Origin of the sequence: Streptomyces sp. CAI-85 (genome assembly GCF_013363615.1) — a bacterium.
GTDB lineage: Bacteria > Actinomycetota > Actinomycetes > Streptomycetales > Streptomycetaceae > Streptomyces > Streptomyces antibioticus_B.
Map to the genome: position 1 here is coordinate 103,007 of NZ_JAANNX010000005.1, position 18,830 is coordinate 121,836.

Consider the following 18,830-nt stretch of genomic DNA (forward strand, 5'->3'; position numbering starts at 1 on the left):
CGTAGCGGGATGCTTCGAGGGGCCCGGTCGCGTGCCGGGCCCCTCGGCGTGCCCCCTCCGTCAGAACCCCCGCGATCCCCCCAGATCCGCCTCCAGAAGTCCTGACGCCATGTACGACACACGGAGGGTGGGGAGGGTTGCACGGGGAGTACATGATTCTTTCGGGGGCGTGGCGGGCGGTTCAGGGTGTGGTGTGGTGGGTGAAGCGGGTTGCCGTTTCCGCGAGGACCTCTCTGCCGTTCCGGGTCCACAGGGTGTCGTTGAAGAGTTCCACCTCTATCGCGCCTGTGTAGCCCGCCTTCTCTACGTGGTTCTGCCAGGCTCGCAAGTCGATGACTCCGTCGCCCAGTTGGGCACGGCCGTTGAGGACGCCCTCGGGGAGAGGGGTTGTCCAGTCGGCGAGTTGGAAGGTGTGGATGCGGCCGGTCGCGCCCGCGCGGGCGATCTCGGCGGGGGCCCGGTCGTCCCACCAGATGTGGTACGTGTCCACGGCCACGCCGACCTGGTGGGCCGGGAAGCGTTCCGCGAGGTCGAGGGCCTGGGTGAGGGTGGAGACCACGCAGCGGTCGGACGCGTACATGGGGTGGAGGGGTTCGATGGCCAGGCGTACGCCGTGCTGTTCGGCGTGGGGAGCGAGGACGTGCAGGGCCTCGGCTATGCGTTCCCGGGCTCCGTGCAGGTCCTTCGAGCCCGGGGGGAGTCCGCCCGAGACGAGGACCAGGGTGTCCGTGCCGAGGGTCGCGGCCTCCTCCACGGCGCGGCGGTTGTCGTCCAGCGCCGCCGCGCGGGCGGTCGGGTCGGTCGCCGTGAGGAAGCCGCCGCGGCAGAGGGTCGTGACCGTCAGGCCCGCCTCGCGGATCAGTTTCGCCGTCGCCTCCACGCCGTACGACTGGACCGGCTCGCGCCACAGGCCGACGTTCGTCACTCCCAACTCGGCGCATGCTTCCGCCAGTTCGGGTAGGGAGAGTTGTTTCACCGTCATCTGGTTGATGGAGAAGCGGTTCAGGGGGGTCACTGGGGCACTCCGTGCAGGGCCAGGAGGGTGCGCATGCGGGCCTCGGCGAGGGCGGGATCCGGGAACAGGCCCAAGGTGTCGGCCAGTTCGTAGGCGCGGGCCAGGTGCGGGAGGGAGCGGGCCGACTGGAGGCCGCCGACCATCGTGAAGTGCGACTGGTGGCCGGCCAGCCAGGCCAGGAACACGACGCCCGTCTTGTAGTAGCGGGTGGGTGCCTGGAAGAGGTGCCGGGAGAGGGGGACCGTCGGGTCCAGGAGGCGTCGGAAGGCTGACGTGTCACCTGTGTCCAGGACGCGGACCGCCTCCGCCGCCAGAGGGCCCAGCGGGTCGAAGATGCCGAGCAGCGCGTGGCTGAAGCCCTTCGCGTCGCCCGCGATCAGTTCGGGGTAGTGGAAGTCATCGCCGGTGTAGCAGCGGACGCCCTGCGGGAGGCGTCGCCGCAGTTCGATCTCGCGTCCGGCGTCCAGGAGGGAGACCTTGATGCCGTCGACCTTGTCGGGGTGGGCCGCGATCACCTCCAGGAAGACGTCCGTGGCGGCGTCCAGGTCGGACGAACCCCAGTAGCCGTCCAGCGCCGGGTCGAACATCGGGCCCAGCCAGTGCAGGATCACCGGTTCGGCGGACTGGCGCAGCAGATGGCCGTAGACCTCCAGGTAGTCCTCCGGGCCGGTGGCCGCGGCGGCCAGCGCGCGGGAGGCCATCAGGACGGCCTGGGCGCCCGACTCCTCCACGAGCGTGAGCTGTTCCTCGTAGGCGGCGCGGACGTCCGCCGTGGTGACGGCCGTGTCCTTCGCGGTGAGCTGGTCCGTGCCCACGCCGCAGGCGATCCGGCCGCCGACCGCCCGTGCCTCGGCGGCGCTGCGGCGGATCAGCTCGGCCGCGCCCGCCCAGTCCAGGCCCATGCCGCGCTGGGCGGTGTCCATCGCCTCGGCGACGCCGAGCCCGTGGGACCACAGGTGGCGACGGAAGGCGAGGGTGGCGTCCCAGTCGACGGCGGCGGGCGAGTCGGGCGTGACGTCGGCGAACGGATCGGCCACGACATGCGCCGCCGAGAAGACCGTACGGGAGGCGAGGGGGGCGGAGCCCGCGGTGCGGGTGGTGGGGGCGAAGGGTTCGGCGCGGGGTTCGTGGGTGCGCAGGGTGCCGTCGGGGGCGGGGAGCCGCAGCGTCACAGGGTCACCTCCGGGACCTCCAGGCGGCGGCCCTCCGCCGATGACTTCAGGCCCAGTTCGGCGAGTTGGACTCCTCGGGCGCCTGCCAGGAGGTCCCAGTGGTAGGGGGCGTCGGCGTAGACGTGGCGCAGGAACAGTTCCCACTGGGCCTTGAAGCCGTTGTCGTGGACAGCGTTGTCGGGGACCTCCTGCCACTGGTCGCGGAAGGTCTCGGTGGCGGGGACGTCCGGGTTCCAGACCGGCTTGGGGGTGGCGCTGCGGTGCTGGACGCGGCAGTCGCGCAGGCCGGCGACCGCCGAACCCTCGGTGCCGTCGACCTGGAACTCCACGAGTTCGTCGCGGTGGACGCGGACCGCCCAGGAGGAGTTGATCTGGGCGATCGCGCCGCCCTCCAGCTCGAAGACGCCGTACGCGGCGTCGTCGGCGGTGGCGTCGTAGGGCTTGCCGTTCTCGTCCCAGCGCTGCGGGATGTGGGTGGCGGTGAGGGCCTGGACGGAGGTGACCCGGCCGAAGAGTTCGTGCAGCACGTACTCCCAGTGCGGGAACATGTCGACGACGATGCCGCCGCCGTCCTGCGCACGGTAGTTCCAGGACGGACGCTGGGCGCTCTGCCAGTCGCCCTCGAAGACCCAGTAGCCGAACTCGCCGCGCACGGACAGGATCCGGCCGAAGAAGCCGCCGTCGATCAGCCGCTTCAGCTTGAGCAGGCCCGGCAGGAACAGCTTGTCCTGGACGACGCCGTGCCGGACGCCGGCGGCGTCGGCGAGCCGGGCCAGTTCCAGGGCGCCGTCGAGGCCGGTGGCCGTCGGCTTCTCCGTGTAGATGTGCTTGCCCGCGGCGATCGCCTTGCGGATCGCCTCCTCGCGCGCGGAGGTGACCTGGGCGTCGAAGTAGATGTCCACGGTCGGGTCCGCGAGGACTTCGTCCACGTCGGTGGCCCAGTGCTCCAGTCCGTGCCGTTCGGCCAGCGCGCGCAGGGCGGGTTCGCGGCGGCCGACGAGGACCGGTTCGGGCCACAGCACGGTGCCGTCGCCGAGGTCGAGGCCGCCCTGTTCGCGCAGGGCGAGGACGGAACGGACGAGGTGCTGGCGGTAACCCATGCGCCCGGTCACGCCGTTCATGGCGATACGCACCGTCTTGCGGGTCACGTCGGATCCCTTCGTAGGCGTGGTACGCGGGTCCGCCCGCCGCGTACGCCGTCCTGATCAGCGTCACAGCAAGCGCTTTCTATCCAGGGAGAAGCTAGCCCCTGACCGGCGCCCGGGACAAGACCGTGTCCCGACCGAGTTGTTCGAGGGGGCGAACAACGGGGGCCTGTGGCCGTAAGGTCTGCTCGACACGCACGGAACCGAGACCACGACCTGCCTGTCTACGTGGACGTACGTGAAGTACGCGGACGTACGTGAGGTACGGGGACGTACGACGAGATGCGCGACCGGAGGACGACGAGATGACGGTGACCCTGGCGGACGTGGCGGCCCGCGCGCAGGTCTCCCCCGCGACGGTGTCGCGCGTGCTGAACGGGAACTACCCGGTCGCGGCGACCACCCGGGAACGGGTGCTGCGGGCCGTGGACGAGCTGGACTACGTGCTCAACGGCCCGGCGAGCGCGCTCGCGGCCGCCACGTCCGACCTGGTGGGCATCCTGGTGAACGACATCGCCGACCCCTTCTTCGGGATCATGGCGAGCGCCATCCAGTCGGAGATCGGCGGCCCCGGCGGCCGCGCGGGCGGGGAACGGCTGGCCGTGGTCTGCAACACCGGCGGCGACCCCGAGCGTGAACTGACCTATCTCACCCTGCTCCAGCGGCAGCGGGCCGCGGCCGTGGTGCTGACCGGCGGGGCCGTGGAGGACGAGCCGCACGCGGCGGCGGCCGCGGCGAAGCTGCGCAAGCTGGGCGAGGCGGGGACCCGGGTGGTGCTGTGCGGGCGGCCGCCGGCGCCGGACACCCGGGCGATCGCGCTGACCTTCGACAACCGGGGCGGCGGGCGGGAGTTGACCGAGCATCTCATCGGGCTCGGCCACCGGCGGCTCGGCTACATCGCGGGTCCCGAGGAGCGGACCACGACCCGGCACCGGCTCGAAGGCCACCGTGCGGCGCTGGCCGCGGCGGGTATCGAGGAGGATCCGCGCTGGACCGTGCACGGGCCCTACGACCGGCGGGCCGGCTACGAGGCCACGCTCGAACTCCTGCGCCGCGACGCCACGTTGACCGCCGTGGTCGCCGCGAACGACTCCGTCGCGCTGGGCGCCTGCGCGGCTCTGCGCGACTCCGGGCTGCGCATCCCGGAGGACGTCTCCGTGGCCGGCTTCGACGACCTGCCGTTCAGCATCGACGCGGTGCCCTCGCTGACGACGGTACGGCTCCCCCTCGCGGAGGCGGGCGCCCGCGCGGGCCGGATCGCCATGGGCCGCGAGGAGCCGCCGCCGGGCGGGATCGCGGTGGTGCGGGGGGAGTTGATGGTGCGGGGGTCCTCCGGGGTGCCGCGAGGGTGAGGCGCCCGTGAGCGTCGGCGTGCGGGCCGGGGACCTGGTCGAGGGGGTCGTCGCGAGCGTCGACGGGTCGGTGTGGGTGACGTTGGACGGGTTTCCCGCGCGACCGGTCGGGAAGATCGGGCCGGTGGACACGCCGTGGGGTCGGGGCCGGGCGACCGACCTCGCGGTCGGACAGCGGATCAGGGCGGTGGTCATGGCCGTCGGTCCGGACGGGGAGCGGGCGAGCCTGTCCCCGGCCGCCGCCGCGCACCCGGAGCTGTGGGCGTTCCTGAGCGGGCTCCGGCCGGACTGCCGTCTCACCGGGACGGTCGCGTCGATCGAGCCCTACGGCGTCTTCGTCGCGCTGGACGAGGGCCCGGCCCACCCCGTCTTCCCCGGCGTCGGCTTCATCACCTACCCCGAACTGTCCTGGCCCCGCTTCGAGTCGGCCTCGGACGTGGTGCGGGTGGGGCAGCGGGTCACGTGCGTCTTCCTCCAGATCGACACATGGAACGGGGAGGCGCGGCTGTCCCTGCGGGCGACCCTTCCCGACCCGTTCCTCGCCTTCGCGGACGCGGTCGACGCGGCCGACGCGGCGGGCGGGGAGGGCCGCGCGCTCACGCTCCGCGGGCAGGTCACGAAGCTGACGCCCATCGGGGTGTTCGTGCGGGTCGCCGACGGGGTGGAGGGGCTGGTGCCGGTCGAGGGGGCGGAGGTGTCGGAGGCGGGTCACGTCGTCGTGAGGGATCGGGTCGATGTCGTGGTCGACGTGGTCGTCGGGGACGAGGTCGATGTCGTCGTCGCCCGGGTCTCGCGGGAAGGGCGGCGCGTGCTGCTCGCGTGGGCGGTAGCGGCGGCGGGTTCGGGCCGGTAGGACTGGCGGGCGGGGCCGGGACGAGTAGGGTCCGAGACATGAAGCTCGCCTTCTCCACCCTCGGTGTTCCCGGGTTGCCCGTACCGGAGGTACTGGCGCTCGCGTCCGCGCACGGCTATCACGGCGTCGAGCTGCGCGCCCATCCGGAGGAGCCGGTGAACCCCGGGCTCGGGCCGGACGAACGGGCCGCCACGGCCGCCGCGTTCGAGGCCGCCGGAGTGGAGGTGCTCGGCGTCGCCGGGTATGTGCAGGTGGCCGCGGACGGGGACGACGCGGCCGTCATCGAGGAGATCAGAACGCTGATCGACCTCGCGAAGGACCTCGGCGCGCCCTACGTCCGTGTCTTCCCCGGCGCGGCGGACGGACAGGAGGACGCCGACGCGGTCGCCGCGCGCAGGCTCGGCACCGCCGCCGAGTACGCCGCCGACCACGGCGTACGGATCCTGCTGGAGACCCATGACTCGCACCGCACCGGTGCGGACGCCATCCGGGTCCTCGGCCCGGTCGGGCACCGTAACGCCGGCGCGCTGTGGGACGTCATGCACACCTGGCTCGGCGGCGAGCAGCCGCAGGAGACCTACGCCGCGCTCTCGCCGTATCTCGGATATGTGCAGGTCAAGGACATCGCCTCGGCCCAGGACACGACCCCGCTCGCGCTGGGCGCGGGGGTGCTGCCGCTCGCCGAGTGCGTGGAGGTGCTGTCCCGGCACGGCTGGGACGGGTGGCTGTGCTGGGAGTACGAGAAGCGCTGGTACCCGGACGCCGAGCCGCTCGCGGGGCTGCTGGGGCGGGGGCGGGAGCATCTGTCCCGGCTGCTCAACGACTCCGCGTGACGGACGCGCGGCGGCGGGATATTGGCTGGCGGGCGCCTGGGGGCGCGGGTTAGCCTCCGCGCCGTGATGCAGCAGTCCCCGGCGCCCTCCGCCGTCCCCGTCCCGTCATGAGCCCGGTCTCCCGGGCCCTTCTCGACGTCCGTCCGCTGCGGACCTCCCCCGTCTACCGGCGGCTGCTGATCGGGCGCACGGTGTCCACGCTCGGTGGCTTCATGACCATGGTCACCGTCATGTACCAGGTGTGGGACATGACCCACAGCTCGCTGTGGAGCGGGGCGGTCGGTCTGGCGCAGGCGCTGCCGATGATCGGCGTCGGCCTGTTCGCGGGGGCCTGGGTGGACCGGGCGGACCGGCGCCGCGCCTATCTTCTGTCGACGGTCGGCTCCGCGGTCTGCTCCGTGCTGCTGGCCGTGCAGGGGTTCACCGGGCACGTTCCGGTGCCGGGGGTGCTGGCGCTGGTCGCGGCGCAGTCGGCGTTCGGCGCGCTCGGCGCCCCCGCGGCGGGGGTGTTCGTACCGCGGCTGCTGCCCAAGGACCAGGTGGCGGCCGGGCTCGCCCTGAACCAGGTCACCGGGCAGGCGATGATGCTGCTGGGCCCGGCCCTCGCGGGCCTGGTGCTCGGCTGGTGGGGCATCGGCGTCTGCTATCTGCTGGACGCCCTCAGCTTCGGCCTCGCCTTCTACGGCGCCTACGGGCTGCCCGCGCTGCCGCCCGAGGGCGGGTCGTCGCGTCCCGGAGTGCACGGGGTGCTGGACGGGCTGCGGTTTCTGACCGGGCACCGGGTGGTGCGCGGGGCACTGCTGACAGATCTCGCGGCGACCGTGCTGGCCATGCCGGTGAGTCTGTTCCCGCTGGTCAACGCCGAGCGTTTCGGGGGCGATCCGCACACCCTCGGGCTGTTCCTGTCGGCGCTCGCGGTGGGCGGGGTGGCGGCGACCGCCTTCTCCGGGCCGGTCACCCGGCTGGCCCGTCCCGGCCCGGTGATGCTGTGCGCGTCGGCGACCTGGGGCCTCGCCCTCGCCCTGTTCGGGCTGACGGCGAGTGCCTGGGCGGGGCTGGCGACGCTGGTGGTGGCCGGGGCGGCGGACTCGGTGGCCGTGCTCTCCCGCACGACGATCGTGCAGACCCGTACGCCGGACGCCCTGCTGGGGCGGGTGACGGCGGCGGAGACCATCGTCGGCCAGGCCGGCCCCCACCTCGGCAACCTGCGCGGCGGCGCGCTGGCCGGCTGGTCCTCGGGGGCGACCGCGCTGGTGGCGGGCGGCCTGATGTGCGTGGCGGCGGTGACAGCGGTGGGGGTGACCACGCCGGAGCTTCGGGGTGGGAGGGCGGTCCCTGATCCACGGCCTTCCCCTACGCCGTCCCCTGCCCCTACGCCGGCCCCTGCCCCCGAACCGTGATCCGCGCCCCCGCGTCCACGCACCACTCCAGCACCGACGGCCAGGAGCCGTAGCCCGCGTCCAGGTCGAGGTGGGCCGCGCCCGGTAGCAGGACGGGGTTCAGGCCCAGGGGGTCGCCGTAGGCCGTGCGGATGCCCTCGGGGAGGTAGGGGTCGTCGTCGCCCGCGAGCAGTGTGGTGGTGCCCGGGAGGGTGATCCCGTCGAGCGGCGGTGGGGCGAACTCCGCGACCTGTGGGTAGCGCGCCAGCACGGTCGCGGACGGCGGGGCCACCAGGAGCACTCGGTCGACGGCCTCCGTCCCCGGTAGTTTCCCGGCGGCCGCGTGGAGCCACAGGACGGCGGAGAGGCTGTGGGCTACGACGACCCGCTCGGCGCGGCCGGTGCCGAACCCGTCGAGGTGGTCGGCCAGTTCGGCCAGCCATCGGCCGAGGGAGGGGTCGTCGGGGTCGGGGAGCTGTGGGTATGTCACGTCGTGCCCCAGCCGGGCGAGCCCGTCGGCGAGCTGATGCTGCCAGTGGGCCGGGGGACGGTGGTTCTGCCAGCCGTGCAGGATGAGGAAGGCGCTCGGGGTCGTCGTCATGTTCCGATGATCGCCAGACCCGACCACGCAGGTCCAGTTAATCTTTTCTGGTGGATCCCTTAAGCCCGGCCTTCACCATCGATCTGCGCCGCCTCACCGTGCTGCGTGAACTCCAGCGGCGGGGCAGCGTCGCCCGGACCGCCGAGGCGCTGCATCTCACGCCGTCGGCGGTCTCCCAGCAACTCACCGCCCTCGCCCGTGACCTGGGCGTACCGCTCACGGAACGGGACGGCCGTGGCGTACGGCTCACCGGTCAGGCCCGGGTCCTGCTCGCGCACGCCGACGCCATCGCCGCCCAGTTGGAGCGGGCCCGCGCCGACCTCGCGGCGTACGGGGACGGCGGGCGGGGCACGGTGACCGTCGGCTGCTTCTCCAGCGCCATCCTGGGGCTGCTGCCGGCCGCGCTGCGGGCGTTGCGCGAACGGCTGCCGCAGGTGCGGGTGGACGTCGTGGAGGCCGAACCGCCGGACCTGTTCACCGCGTTGGACGCCGGGCAGGTGGACGTGGCGGTCGCGGTGGACTTCGCGGCCGCTCCCCCGCACACCGACCGCCGCTACACCCGCGAGGACCTGCTCACCGACGTCCTCGACGTCGCCCTGCCGCCCGGCCACCGGCTGGCGGAGCGGGACGCGGTGCCGTTGCGCGAGCTGGCCCTGGACACGTGGATCGTGGGGGCCGCGTCGAGCTGCTGCGGTGCGGTGACGCGTTCGGTGTGCGCGGCGGCGGGGTTCACGCCCGAGATCCGGCACGACGTCAACGACTGGGCGGCGCTGGCCGGGCTGGTCGAGGCGGGTCAGGGCGTCGCCCTGGTCCCCCGCCTGGTCCGCTCGCTCTACGCCCCCCGCGCCCTGGCCCTGCGCCCGGCCGAGGGCCCGCCCCCGTCCCGCAACGTCTTCGCCGCCGTCCGGACCGGGGCGGAGAACGACCCGGTGGTGACGGCGGTACGGGAGGAACTGCGGCGGGCGGCGGAGGGGGTGAGGGGTGACGGGGGGATGGGCTAACGGCTGACCGTCCGGGCCGGTGACCAGCCCTGGCGGAGGGCGGCCGACGGGTACGGTCCGGTGCCGTGGCTGCCGTCCGGCTCGGTGGCGGCGAGTGGCGGCGGTTCGGGGACTGCGGCTGGCCGCGGTGCGGATCGGTGAAGGCCGGTCGGGGTGAAAGCCCGAGGGCGAGAGGTCACCGCCAAGGCAGTCGCGGTCAGTGGCTGGCCGGAGCGGCCTCACCGGGCCAGTTCGGGTCGAGCCGACCGGACCGGACCCGCCACGTCGGGTCGGGTCGGACCAACCGGGTCAGGGTCGGACCCACCAGGCCGGGTTGGGGCGGGCCGGGCCGGGCCGGACCCACCCGGTCGAGGCGGACCCGCCAGGCCGGAGCGGACCCGCCAGGACAGGTCGGGTCGAGCCGGCCGGACCGGACCCGCCGCGTCGGGGCGGACCCACCGGGCCGGGGTCGGACCCGCCAGGCCGGGTTGGGGTGGGCCGGGTTGGGGTCGGACCCACCCGGTCGAGGCGGACCGCCAGGCCGGAGCGGACCCGCCAGGACAGGTCGGGTCGAGCCGGGGTCGGACCCGCCGGGTCGGGGTCGGACCCTCCGGGTGGGGCGGGCCCACCGGGCCGGGACGGGTCGGACCCGCCAGGCCGGGCCGGGGCGGACCCGCCAGGCCGGGCCGGGGCGGACCCACCGGGCCGAGTCGCACCCATCGCCGCCCGGATCAAGCGCCCACCACGCATCGAACCCTCACGCGCCGCCCTCACCCCGCCCCGCTCCACCTCACCCCCTAGACAACCGCCCCCGAATACCCCGCCACCCTCCGCTCCAGCCCCGCCCGGGCCCGCGGCCACTCCTCCGTCGTCAGGGAGAAGATCGCGGAGTCGCGCAGGTGGCCGGCCTCGCCCGGGGCCCAGGAGCGGGACCAGTTGCGGAGGATGCCCTCGAAGCGGGCGCCGACGCTTTCGATGGCCGCGCGGGAGCGGAGGTTGCGGGCGTCCGTCTTGAGGTCGACGCGGGAGACGCCCCACTCCTCGAAGGCGTGCCGGAACAGCAGCAGCTTGGCCTCGGCGTTCACCCCGGTGCCCTGGGCGGAGGGCGCGAGCCAGGTGAAGCCGACCTCGACGGCGTCCAGTCGGTCCTCGGAGAGCCAGCAGCGCGGCTCCCAGTACGAGGTGGCGCCGACCGCCCGTCCGGTGGCCGTACTGACCTGGGCGTACGGCGCGAGCCGCCCCGTGGACGCGCGGGCGAGCTGGGCGTCGATGTAGGCGTCCACCTCGTCGACCCTGGGCACCCAGGTGAACGCGTACGTGCCCCGGTCCTCCTCCGCCGCCACCGCCAGATCGGCCGCGTGCCGGTGCTCCAGCGGCTCCAGGCGGACGAGGCCGCCCTCCAGTACCGGGCCCCGCAGTGTGAAACTCACCCGACGATGTCCTTCCTCAGCAGCGCGAACGCCTCGTGGAAACCGGGGAAAGTCTTGCGGACGCATCCCGGGTCGTCGAACGAGATTCCCGGCACGCGCAGGCCCGTCACCGCGAAGGACATGACGATGCGATGGTCGCCGTAGGTCTTGATGTCCGTGCCCCTGGGGGTGCCGGGGCGGATCTCGATCCAGTCCGGGCCCGTCGCCACGTCGATGCCCAGGCGGCGGAGGTTCTCCGCGCAGGCGTCCAGGCGGTCGCACTCCTTCACGCGCGTGTTGGCCACGTCCTCGATGCGGACCGGTCCGGAGGCGAAGGGGGCGAGGGCGGCGAGGGTCGGCATGGTGTCGGAGATGTCGCGCATGGTGACGGTGAGGCCGCGGAGTTCGCCGGTGCCGGCGACCGTGGTGCCGTCCGCGCCGGTCTCCACCCGGGCGCCCATCCGCCGCAGCACCTCCACGAACCCCAGGTCGCCCTGGAGCGCGCCCCGGCCGAGCCCCGGCACGGTCACCTCACCGCCGGTCAGCGCGGCCGCCGCGAAGAAGTAGCTCGCCGTGGAGGCGTCGGGCTCGATCCCGTACGTGGTGGCCCGGTAGCCGCCCGGCGGGACGACGTAGGTGGTGCCCTCGCGGACCACCTCGACGCCGAACGCCCGCATCATCGCGACGGTGATCTCGACGTACGGCACCGAGACCAGGTCGGTGACGGTGATCCGCAGGCCGGTGCGGGTCAGCGGGCCGAGCAGCAGGAGCGCGGTGAGGTACTGGGACGACTGCCCGGCGTCCAGCACCACGTCCCCGCCCTCGACGCCCGCCGCGGCGACGGTCAGCGGATGGTGGCCCTCCGCCTCCTCGTGCCGCAGGTCCACGCCGAGGTCGCGCAGGGCGCGGGTGAGCGGGAGGAGGGGGCGGCGCCGCATCTGCGGGGAGGCGTCGAAGCGGAACGTGCCGTGGCCCGCGGCGGCCAGGGTGGGCAGGAAGCGGGCCGTGGTCGCGCCGTCCCGGCAGTACACGTCGGCCTCGGCGACCCCGGGGCCCTCCGGCCGTCCGTCGATCCGCCAGGCGTCCGGACCACGGCCGATCCGGTAGCCGAGCCGTTCCAGTCCCTCGGCGAAGCCCTCGGTGTCGTCGGAGCGCAGGGGGCGCCGGAGGGTCGTCACCCCGTCGGCGGCGGCCGCCAGGAACAGGGCACGGGCGGTGATGGACTTGGAACCGGGGATGTCGACGAGGGCCATGCCCCGCATGATCCCGCCCGGGCCGGACGGGACGCGGAGCTGTCCGGAAAGTGGACCCGAGGCCCCCTGTCCTCCGCCGCCTCGGCTAGGGGCTGGTGGCGGATGAATCCACGAGTCCCTGGATGCCGTCCAGTACGCAGGTGAGGCCGAAGGCGAGCGGGTCCTCGTCGGTGGGGGCGAAGGCTCCCTCCGCGACGGCGCGGGTGAGGGCGGGGAACCGGTCGGCGTGCCGGGCCAGTTGGCCGGCGGTGAGGCGGTCCCACTCGGCGTTTCCCTCCTCGGTGGTGTCGAGCGCCTCCTGGGTGAGGCTGCGGACCAGGCTCAGGACGAGGATGGCGGCGTCGTGACGCCGGCGCGCACTGAGCCCGGTCGGTTCGAGGGCGGCCAGGGCCGCGTCGAGCCAGGCCACCTGGTGCGGCCCCATGGCCTGTCGCCGCAGGCCCGTCGCGGTCAGGATCCAGGGGTGGGCGCGGTAGACGTCCCGGCAGGCGCGGGCCCACGCCTCCAGGCGGGGACGCCAGCCGTCGGGGGCCCGGTCGAGGTCGGGCGGATCGCTGAGCACCGTGTCGACCATCAGGTCGATGAGGTCGGGTTTGCCGGGGACGTAGCGGTAGAGGGCCATCGTGGTGAGGCCGAGCGACTCGGCGACCCGCTGCATGGAGAGGGCTTCCAGACCCTCGGCGTCGGCGATCTCGATACCGCGGCGGGCCACGTCGGCGGGCGTGAACTTCGGCTTCGGGCCCCGCCGCGGGCGGTCGTTCCCGACGCCCCAGAGCAGCGCGAGGGCCGCGCCCGGGTCCCGTTCGTTCTCCTTGTTCGCCGGCACGGACCGGCCTCCCTTCCCGTCTTGCCACCCCTCCAGCAACTGTGTATAACTTACACAGTAATTAACCGTGTAGCACGTACACAGTTTCTCTCGCCGCCTCTGGAGGGCCCCATGTTCGCTGCCGTCATCACCGCCGCCCGGGGCGTCGACGAGCAGGACTTCGTACGGATCGGCGGGCTGGAGCAGTGGATCTCCGTGCGCGGCGAGGACCGCGCCAACCCGGTCATGGTGGAACTGCACGGCGGTCCGGGCTCGTCCAACGCGATCCTGGCCGGCGTCTCCCGCTCCTGGGAGCGGCACGTCACCCTGGTGCGCTGGGACATGCGCGGCACCGGGAAGACCCTGCGCCGCTCCGGCGCCGACGGGCAGGGGGAGCTGTCGTTCGACCGGCTGGTGCGGGACGCCGTGGAGGTGGTGGAGCACATACGGGAACGTCTCGGCGTACGGCGGGTCGTGCTGCTGGGCTGCTCCTTCGGCAGTGCCATAGCCATGCGGGTCGCGCGCAGCCGTCCGGACCTGGTCGGCGCGTACATCGGAACCGACCAGAAGATCTTCGACGGCGGCCGGGACACCTCCGACCACTTCGCCGCGCTGGACCGTCTGGAGCGGGCGGGGAAGAAGAAGGAAGCCGCCGCCGTCCGGGAGATGGGGCCGGACCAACGGGCCTGGAGCGCCGAGCAGTTCAGCCACTTCAGCCGCTTCGCCTCGGCCACCGATCCGCACACCTTCGCCGCGATGAAGTCCGTGGTGATGAAGTCGCTGTGGTACTCGCCGCTGCACTCGCTGCGCGAGATCGTCACGTTCTTCAGGAGCTTCATGGTCTCCGCCGCCGTGCTGCCGGGCACCGCGCGCCTGGACGACTGGGCGGACGGCACCCGGTTCGACGTCCCGTTCTTCGTCGTGCAGGGCGCGTGCGATCTGGTGAACACCCCTGCCAGGGCCCGCGCGTTCTTCGACGACGTCCGGGCGCCGGTCAAGGAGTTCACCCTGATCGAGGACACGGGCCACTTCGCCGTCTACCGGCGGCCCGATCTCTTCCTCGACCTGCTGCTGACCCGCGTGCTGCCCACGCTGCCGGACGCGCCTCGGCGGTGACTCAGCCGGAGGAGGACGGCGTCCCCGCCTCCGAGAGTTCGCCGGTCCGGGCCGGTGACGGACTCCCGGACGCCGTCCGCCTGCGGCCCGGCAGCGTCACGGACGTGAGCGCCACCCCCGCCACCAGCAGCACCGCCGCGCACCAGCGCAGGCCCGTCACCGGTTCGCCGAGGAGGACGGCGGCCGAGGTCATGCCGAAGACCGGGACCAGGAGGGAGAAGGGGGCGACCGTGGAGGCGGGGTGGCGGCGCAGCAGCCAGCCCCAGGCGCCGAAGCCGAACACCGTGGTGACCCAGGCGACGTAGACGACCATGCCCGCGCCCTGCCAGTCCAGCGCCCGCAGCGCGGCCAGGTCGCGTTCGGGGCCCTCCGTCAGCAGGGAGAGCGCGAGGAGCGGCAGCACCGGGACCGTGCTCACCCAGACCATGAAGTTCAGGGCGTCCGGGGGCGCCGCCTTGCGGGTGAGGACGTTGGAGACGCCCCAGCAGGCCGCCGCCGCGACGACCAGCGCGAACGCGCCGAGCGGGCCCGAGGAGCCCTCGTCCACGGCCGCCACCGCGATCCCGGCGAGGGCGACGCCCATGCCCAACAGCCTGACCCGGGTGGGGCGTTCGCCCAGCACCGCGAAGGCGACGGCCGCCGTGAACACCGACTGGATCTGGAGGACCAGGGAGGACAGCCCGGCCGGCATCCCGGCGTCCATCCCGACGAACAGCAGCCCGAACTTCGCCACGCCCAGCACCAGCCCCACGGCCACGATCCACTTCCACGCCACCTTCGGGCGGCCCACGAGGAACACCGCGGGCAGGGCGGCCACCAGGAAGCGCAGGGCGGAGAAGAGCAGCGGCGGGAAGTGGTCGAGGCCGATCTCGATGACGGTGAAGTTGACGCCCCAGACGGCGGCGACACAGACGGCGAGGGCGAGGTGGGCGGGTCTCATGCGTCGAGGATCACGCGCCGGGACCGTGAAGCACCAGCGATGATTACTGCACGGTCGGGTGTAGCGATGCTGAACGAAGGTGGGTCCCGTGCTCGATCTCCAGCGGCTGCGCGCCCTGCACGCCGTCTCCGTCCACGGCACGGTCGGGGCGGCCGCCGCCGCGCTCGGCTACACGCCGTCCGCCGTCTCCCAGCAGATCGCCAAGCTGGAGCGGGAGACCAGGACGGTCCTGCTCGAACGCGAGGGACGCGGGGTGCGGCTCACCGCGGAGGCGCTCCAACTGGTCGACACGGCGGAGCAGTTGCTGTCGCTCGTGGAGCGGGCGGAGACCGCCCTCGAGGAGCGGCGCGGGGTGCCGGCGGGCCGGCTGACGGTGGCCGCGTTCGCGTCGGCGGCGCGGGGTCTGATGCCGGCCGTCCTCGCCGACCTCGCCCGGCGGCATCCGGGCCTCGACGCCCGTCTGACGGAGGTCGACCCGCATCTGTCGGTCGGACTGGTCGCCCGGGGCGCGCTGGACCTGGCCGTGGCGCACGACTGGGACATCGCGCCGCTGCCGGTGCCGCCGGGCGTCGAGCAGGCGGTCATCGGGGACGACCCGTGCACCCTGCTGGTCCCCGAGGCGCACGCCTTCGCCGGGCGGACGTCCGTACGGCGGGAGGAGCTGGGCGGCGAGCGGTGGGTGTGCCAGCCCCCGGGGCGGGTCTGCCACGACTGGCTGGTACGGACCCTGCGTACGGCCGGGCACGAGCCGGACATCGTCCACCAGGCCGACGAGAACCCCACCCTGGTCGCCCTGGTCGCCGCCGGCCTGGGCATCGGCCTCATCCCCCGCCTGGGCCGCGGCCCCCTCCCCGCGGGGGTCGTGGAGGTCCCCCTCGACCCGGCCCCGGTCCGCCGCCTGTACGCCTTGTGGCGCACGGGCGCGGCGGGCCGTCCGTCGATCACGGAGACAGTACGGGTGCTGCGGGAACAGTGGCCGAGAGTGACGGCCGCCGCTCCCTGACACCTCGCCGGTCCCCGAGCGGATCCTCCTGGCCGGTCCCCGAGCCGATTCCCCGAGCCGGTCCCCCGAGAAGGGCACCCCACCCGCCTCACCGGTCACCCCCGTCACCACCTTCCGGGAATCCGCCCGGACCGGGAACCCGGTCCCCGTCCCGCTCGTCCAACCCGCGAGCTGTCGGAACGAGTCACCGCGGTGCGGTGTCGGCCCTCGCTGCTGGCTGCGATCGCTGACCCACCCTCTCCGCCGCACCGCGCCCGGCGGCCCCCGCCGCCATCGGCGCGCCCCCCTCCCTGCGCCGGTGGCGGCCCCGCCCATGCCCCCTACGGCGTCGAGGGCGGGTCCCACCCGTACCCCGACCGCAGCCCCGCCAATACCCCGATGCCGCCCCCGCACCGGGTACCGTGCGCCACCGGACCCCCTCCGGAAGGAGCCCGCACGTGCCCCCACACCGCGCCGCCCTCCCCCGACGCGCCGTCCTCGCCGCCACCGCCGGGGTCACCGCGGCCCTCGCCGTCGGCGGAGCGGCCCGCGCGGACGACCGCCGCGCACGCGCCCTCCTCACCGCCATGACCCTGGAGGAGAAGGTCGGGCAGGTCTTCGTCGCCCGGGTCTACGGGCACTCCGCGACCGCCCCCGACCAGACCGACGTCGACGCCAACCTCGCGGAGATGGGCGTGCGGACGGCCGCCGAGCTGGTCGCCCGGTACCGGGTCGGCGGGATCATCTACTTCACCTGGGCGCACAACACCCGTGACCCGCGCCAGATCGCCGAGCTGTCCGACGGCATCCAGCGGGCCTCCCTGGCGCTGCCGCGCGGGCTGCCGGTGCTGATCTCCACCGACCAGGAGCACGGCATCGTCTGCCGGGTGGGCGCGCCCGCGACGCTCTTCCCCGGTGCCATGGCCCTCGGCGCCGGCGGTTCGCGGGCGGACGCGCGGCAGCTCGGCCGGATCGCCGGGCGGGAGCTGCGCGCCATGGGCGTCCGGCAGAACTACTCCCCCGTGGCCGACGTCAACGTGAACCCGGCCAACCCGGTGATCGGCGTGCGCTCGTTCGGCGCCGACCCGGCGGCCGCCGCGCGCCTGGCCGCCGCCGAGGTGCGCGGCTACCAGGCGTCCGGGGTGGCGGCGACCGCCAAGCACTTCCCCGGGCACGGCGACACCGCCGTGGACAGCCACACCGGCTTCCCGGTCATCACCCACAGCCGGGCGGAGTGGGAGCGGCTGGACGCCGTCCCGTTCCGGGAGGCGATCGCGGCCGGGGTCGACTCCGTCATGACCGGGCATCTGCTGTTCCCGTCCCTCGACCCCTCCGGCGACCCGGCCACCCTCTCCCGCCCGATCGTCACCGGCGTGCTGCGCGAACAGCTCGGCTACGACGGGGTGGTGGTCACCGACGCCCTCGGCATGGCGGGCGTGCGCACCAAGTACGGCGACGAGCGGGTGCCGGTGCTCGCGCTGAAGGCGGGCGTGGACCAGCTCCTCGACCCGCCGGACCTCGCCGTCGCCTGGAACGCCGTCCTGGACGCCGTACGGGACGGGGAACTCGCCGAGGAGCGGCTCGACTCGGCGGTGCTGCGGATCCTGCGGCTCAAGGAGCGGCTCGGGCTGCTCGACGAGCCGTACACCGATCCCGCCGCCGTTGCCCGAGTGGTGGGCCGGCGTACGCATCGGGCGGCGGCCGACCGGATCGCCGAGGCGACCACGACTGTGCTGGTCAATAAGGGTCCGACGCTGCCGCTCGCGCCGCGCACCCACCGCCGTCTGCTGGTCGTCGGCGCCGATCCGGCCTCCCCCTCCGGCACCACGGGCCCGCCCACCACCGTGCTCGCGGACGCCTTCACCGGGCTGGGGTTCACGGCGACCGCCCTGTCCACCGGCACCGCCCCGACGGCCGAGGCGGTCGAGCGGGCGGTGAGAGCCGCGTCCGGCGCCGACGCGGTGGTCGTGGCGACGTACAACGTCACCGCGGACAGCCCGCAGCGCACGCTGGTGGAGCAACTCGTCGCGACGGGGCGGCCGGTGGTCGCGGTCGCGGTGCGCAATCCGTACGACGTGGCCCAACTGCCCGGCGTGCACGCCTTCCTGGCGGCGTACTCCTGGACCGACGTCGAACTCCGCGCCGCCGCACGGGTGATCGCGGGGACGGCGGCGCCGCGCGGACGGCTGCCGGTGCCGGTGCGGCGGGCCGACGACCCGGAGCAGGTGCTGTACCCGGTCGGGCACGGGCTGACGTATCCGGGATACGCCGCCCGCTGACCGCGATCCCCGCACCGCGCGCAAAGCGGCCCGCCCGGCTGGCGTGCCCCGCTCCCCGGGGTCACGCTGGTCGGGGGCTCGGTGCGGTGGGGGAACGGAATGCGCTGCGGACGATCGTCGTCGGGGGTCACGGGGACGGCGCTGTGCGCGCTGCTGCTGCTCCTGGCCGGGTGCCAGGCTCCCGCCGGCTCCGCCCCGGACACCGCCACGACCCCCGCGGGTTCCGGTTTCGGGGCGGTGTTCCTCGGGGCCGGTGAGTGCAGTTCGTTCGGGACGACCCGGTACACCGAGGTGCCCTGCGACGGGGAGCGGGCGGCGGCCCGGGTCGTGGCCCGGCACGACGGGGCGTCCGGGACGGGGCCGCCGTGCCCGCCGACCACCGACTTCGTGCTCCACATCGGCGAACAGACCGCCCCGGCGAGGGCGGTGCGCGAGGGCTACGCCTGTATGCGCAACCTCCAGCCCCCGCACCCCGGCGACCCGGGCGAGGGCGGCGGACCGCGCACCACGGTCGGCGACTGTGTCTACGACGTGGGCGGCGGGCAGGTGCGCGAGACCGCGTGCGACGGGTCCGGGGCGCACCGGCCGCAGTACGAAGTGGTGCGGGCCGTGGCCGCGCGGGCGAAGTGCCCGGCGTCCACGGCCCTCTACGTCCAGCTCGGCGGCGCGGCTCCGGTGGGATGCGCGCGGCCGGTCTGACCGTCCCTCAGCACGGT

Annotated in this window: 17 protein-coding genes; 9 read left to right on the plus strand and 8 right to left on the minus strand. The window is 74.2% G+C overall.

Going from position 1 to position 18,830, the window contains the following annotated elements; all coding sequences use genetic code 11:
* Nucleotides 1–181: 181 nt before the first annotated feature.
* Genes G6W55_RS09340 through G6W55_RS09350 form a run of 3 tightly spaced genes read right to left on the minus strand, consistent with a single transcriptional unit; the run spans nucleotide 182 to nucleotide 3,335 of the window.
* Complete coding sequence (locus G6W55_RS09340; RefSeq protein ID WP_175520326.1) at nucleotides 182–1,015, minus strand: sugar phosphate isomerase/epimerase; 834 nt, start codon at nucleotides 1,013–1,015, stop codon at nucleotides 182–184.
* Entirely contained in the window at nucleotides 1,012–2,187 is a 1,176-nt protein-coding gene (locus G6W55_RS09345) for a dihydrodipicolinate synthase family protein (protein WP_175520327.1), read from the minus strand. Before G6W55_RS09345 ends, G6W55_RS09340 begins: the two co-directional genes overlap by 4 nt.
* A complete protein-coding gene (locus G6W55_RS09350) occupies nucleotides 2,184–3,335 on the minus strand; it encodes a Gfo/Idh/MocA family protein (RefSeq protein WP_175520328.1) in 1,152 nt (383 codons plus the stop codon). The genes G6W55_RS09345 and G6W55_RS09350 overlap by 4 nt, the downstream gene beginning before the upstream one ends.
* A 302-nt stretch (nucleotides 3,336–3,637) precedes the next feature.
* On the opposite strand from G6W55_RS09350, the gene G6W55_RS09355 reads away from it, so the two are divergent.
* The 4 genes from G6W55_RS09355 to G6W55_RS09370 all read left to right on the plus strand — a co-directional run bounded on the left by G6W55_RS09355 (nucleotide 3,638) and on the right by G6W55_RS09370 (nucleotide 7,770).
* Nucleotides 3,638–4,684 (plus strand): LacI family DNA-binding transcriptional regulator, encoded by a 1,047-nt coding sequence (locus G6W55_RS09355; RefSeq protein WP_175520329.1) that lies wholly within the window; start codon nucleotides 3,638–3,640, stop codon nucleotides 4,682–4,684.
* Between the two features lie 7 nt (nucleotides 4,685–4,691).
* Nucleotides 4,692–5,537, plus strand: a complete 846-nt coding sequence (locus G6W55_RS09360) for a S1 RNA-binding domain-containing protein (protein WP_309243664.1) — start codon at nucleotides 4,692–4,694, stop codon at nucleotides 5,535–5,537.
* Between the two features lie 38 nt (nucleotides 5,538–5,575).
* Nucleotides 5,576–6,370 carry a sugar phosphate isomerase/epimerase gene (locus tag G6W55_RS09365; protein ID WP_175520330.1) on the plus strand — a complete coding sequence of 265 codons (795 nt, stop codon included), beginning with the start codon at nucleotides 5,576–5,578 and terminating at the stop codon, nucleotides 6,368–6,370.
* A gap of 107 nt (nucleotides 6,371–6,477) precedes the next feature.
* A complete protein-coding gene (locus G6W55_RS09370; protein ID WP_175520331.1) occupies nucleotides 6,478–7,770 on the plus strand; it encodes an MFS transporter in 1,293 nt (430 codons plus the stop codon).
* Here the strand turns inward: G6W55_RS09370 and G6W55_RS09375 are convergent.
* A complete protein-coding gene (locus tag G6W55_RS09375) occupies nucleotides 7,742–8,350 on the minus strand; it encodes an alpha/beta hydrolase (protein WP_175520332.1) in 609 nt (202 codons plus the stop codon). The two genes, G6W55_RS09370 and G6W55_RS09375, sit on opposite strands and share 29 nt — an antisense overlap.
* Before the next feature lie 50 nt (nucleotides 8,351–8,400).
* On the opposite strand from G6W55_RS09375, the gene G6W55_RS09380 reads away from it, so the two are divergent.
* On the plus strand, nucleotides 8,401–9,351 hold the full coding sequence (locus tag G6W55_RS09380; protein ID WP_175520333.1) for a LysR family transcriptional regulator: 951 nt from the start codon (nucleotides 8,401–8,403) through the stop codon (nucleotides 9,349–9,351).
* Between the two features lie 776 nt (nucleotides 9,352–10,127).
* On the opposite strand, the gene G6W55_RS09385 is transcribed toward G6W55_RS09380, so the two are convergent.
* The 3 genes from G6W55_RS09385 to G6W55_RS09395 form a co-directional block, all read right to left on the minus strand.
* Complete coding sequence (locus tag G6W55_RS09385) at nucleotides 10,128–10,760, minus strand: GNAT family N-acetyltransferase (RefSeq protein ID WP_175520334.1); 633 nt, start codon at nucleotides 10,758–10,760, stop codon at nucleotides 10,128–10,130.
* Entirely contained in the window at nucleotides 10,757–11,992 is a 1,236-nt protein-coding gene (gene aroA / locus G6W55_RS09390) for a 3-phosphoshikimate 1-carboxyvinyltransferase (protein ID WP_175520335.1), read from the minus strand. The genes G6W55_RS09385 and aroA overlap by 4 nt, the downstream gene beginning before the upstream one ends.
* 85 nt (nucleotides 11,993–12,077) lie before the next feature.
* A complete protein-coding gene (locus tag G6W55_RS09395; RefSeq protein WP_175520336.1) occupies nucleotides 12,078–12,818 on the minus strand; it encodes a TetR/AcrR family transcriptional regulator in 741 nt (246 codons plus the stop codon).
* A gap of 111 nt (nucleotides 12,819–12,929) precedes the next feature.
* Here G6W55_RS09395 and G6W55_RS09400 point away from each other — a divergent pair, with 111 nt between their 5' ends.
* Nucleotides 12,930–13,913 carry an alpha/beta fold hydrolase gene (locus tag G6W55_RS09400; protein WP_175520337.1) on the plus strand — a complete coding sequence of 328 codons (984 nt, stop codon included), beginning with the start codon at nucleotides 12,930–12,932 and terminating at the stop codon, nucleotides 13,911–13,913.
* Nucleotide 13,914: 1 nt separating this feature from the next.
* On the opposite strand, the gene G6W55_RS09405 is transcribed toward G6W55_RS09400, so the two are convergent.
* Nucleotides 13,915–14,853 carry an EamA family transporter gene (locus G6W55_RS09405; protein ID WP_175520338.1) on the minus strand — a complete coding sequence of 313 codons (939 nt, stop codon included), beginning with the start codon at nucleotides 14,851–14,853 and terminating at the stop codon, nucleotides 13,915–13,917.
* An 88-nt stretch (nucleotides 14,854–14,941) separates the two neighbouring features.
* Here G6W55_RS09405 and G6W55_RS09410 point away from each other — a divergent pair, with 88 nt between their 5' ends.
* From G6W55_RS09410 to G6W55_RS09420, 3 genes are all read left to right on the plus strand, one after another.
* Nucleotides 14,942–15,856 (plus strand): LysR family transcriptional regulator, encoded by a 915-nt coding sequence (locus G6W55_RS09410; protein ID WP_175520339.1) that lies wholly within the window; start codon nucleotides 14,942–14,944, stop codon nucleotides 15,854–15,856.
* A gap of 437 nt (nucleotides 15,857–16,293) precedes the next feature.
* Nucleotides 16,294–18,114 carry a glycoside hydrolase family 3 protein gene (locus G6W55_RS09415; RefSeq protein WP_175520340.1) on the plus strand — a complete coding sequence of 607 codons (1,821 nt, stop codon included), beginning with the start codon at nucleotides 16,294–16,296 and terminating at the stop codon, nucleotides 18,112–18,114.
* A gap of 99 nt (nucleotides 18,115–18,213) precedes the next feature.
* A complete protein-coding gene (locus G6W55_RS09420) occupies nucleotides 18,214–18,813 on the plus strand; it encodes a hypothetical protein (protein ID WP_175520341.1) in 600 nt (199 codons plus the stop codon).
* Nucleotides 18,814–18,830: the final 17 nt, after the last annotated feature.